2 protein-coding genes are annotated in these 2058 nt (G+C 35.5%); one reads left to right on the top strand and one right to left on the bottom strand.

All coding sequences use genetic code 11. The annotated features are described in order from the left end of the window. Positions 1–242: 242 nt before the first annotated feature. Complete coding sequence (locus ACW2QF_RS19805; RefSeq protein ID WP_455717739.1) at positions 243–1166, bottom strand: NADP-dependent oxidoreductase; 924 nt, start codon at positions 1164–1166, stop codon at positions 243–245. A 148-nt stretch (positions 1167–1314) separates the two neighbouring features. On the opposite strand from ACW2QF_RS19805, the gene ACW2QF_RS19800 reads away from it, so the two are divergent. Beyond that, positions 1315–1650: a winged helix-turn-helix transcriptional regulator gene (locus tag ACW2QF_RS19800; RefSeq protein WP_455717738.1), complete on the top strand. Its 336-nt coding sequence runs from the start codon at positions 1315–1317 to the stop codon at positions 1648–1650. The last annotated feature ends 408 nt before the right edge of the window (positions 1651–2058 follow it).

Below are 2058 nucleotides of genomic sequence, written 5' to 3'. Positions count from 1 at the left end.
TAGAAACAGGAAGGAAAGAATCTCCTCAAGAAATAGCACAATTCTTAGCAAACATAACTGTTAATGGTGCTCTTTATGCAGCAGGGTTAAAAAATGGGCACAAACACTAATTAAACTAACTTATTCTTTAATAAAAAACAGCACCAACCACTGATTTACCAATGGTTGGTGCTGTTTGAAATGTTCCCAAGCTTTCAAGTTGAGGAACACTATTTTGTAACGGCATATCTAATAATTTGAATTTATTTGAATTTAATGATCCATTTACCAACATTTTGTTTTGATTTGAATGCAGCTTGTGCTTTTTTAATTTCTTCTACATCAAAAGAGCTTATTTGATTAACGTGTAAGACAAATTCATTATTAGTATATGCATTCATGAGGTTTTGTAAATTCGCAGCTGTTAATTCTCCTTGCATGAAGGAAGCTGTTACTTTATATTTTTCAGCTACTTCTTGATTCGGCGGCTTCACTATTGAAGTGAAAATACCACCTTCTTTTAACACACTCATCATTTCATCTTGATTTAAACCAACTGCATCAATTACTGCATCTACTTTTTGAATCGTTTCCCAATAATTTGGTGTATTGTAATCGATCACTTCATCTGCACCTAATTTTTTCGTGAATTCGATGTTTTTAGAACCAGCTGTTGCAATAACGTATGCACCTAATTTTTTTGCTAATTGAACAGCAATATGACCAACCCCACCAGACGCACCAACAATAAGAACTCTTTGTCCAGCAGAAATATTTGCTTTTCTCACAACTGCTGTCCAAGCAGTAAGACCTACTGCAGGTACACCACCTAGCGTACTTAAATCAATCTCCTTAGAAACATGTGCAATAGTGTTCTCATTCACATTAATGTACTCTCCATACGTACCTGCGAACCGAATGCCAGCTACGTGGTCACCAACATTAAACCTTGTCACATCTTTCCCAATTTCTTTCACTATACCAGCAAAGTCTTTCCCACCGCTCATACGTGGGAATACATCTGTATCTTTTGCAAAAGCACCACTTCTTTCCACTAAATCAAAGTGATTCAGAGATGTTGAATATACTTCAACTAGTACCTCATTTGTTTCGATTGTAGGAATGGCAACGTCTGCTTCGTACAGAACATCTTCTGTCCCATATTCATTATATAAAATGGCTTTCATTATTAATGCACCGTCCTTTTGTTTTTACATAAAACATTATTTATAATGCTTTATATCTCTAATTTTAAAGGTAGGATACATAATAACAAGTACGATAGTTTTTGATATATACTATCAAAAAAGATAGTAAAGGAAGGTAGCAATTATCATGACACAAAAATACGACGAAACAAATATAGAAACTTGCCCTATGGTAGACATACAAAAAATTATTCAAAGTAAATGGGCAATTTTAGTGATGTATTATTTGCAAGATGAGACATTACGTTTTGGGGAATTATCGAGAAAAGTTCCGCAAGTTACACAAGCAAATTTAACAAAGGTACTACGAACTTTAGAAGAAGCTGAACTTGTTCACCGAGAAGTTTATCCAGTCGTGCCACCAAAAGTTGAATATTCACTGACTGAAATTGGTCAGAAATTTAAGGGTGTGCTAGATGCCTTAGAAGTCTGGTCAACTGAATATGTGAATCGCAATAAGTAGACAGCCAGATTTAATATTCCCAAAGCGATGTTTGGGGACTTTGTTGTACCTAACCTAGTAAATACATGAATCTGATGCCACCAGTTATATAGCAATCGCGCTATTGTTGAATCAGCTTCACTATTCTTATTCAACTAACGGGGGCGTTAGTCAAACACCAAAGACAGCAAAAAGCTGTCTCTTTTTTTATGGTTCATCAATAAACCTTATAAAACAGTCTCTTAGTTTGAAAAAGTACCGAGCCGCACAGCTGCTTGGGAGCGGAAAAGCGAAAGGGAAATTATAACAGAAAAATATTCGCTCCAAAGGCAGATGTCTATACCAGAGGGAATCGCCCTTTACAAAAGATGGTGATTATTCTAAAATTTCTGTGATATCGAGGTTCTGGTAAAGGATGTGTGTGATTTG

Source organism: Anaerosporobacter sp., assembly GCF_965301125.1.
This window is presented reverse-complemented; position numbering and strand designations above follow the sequence as displayed.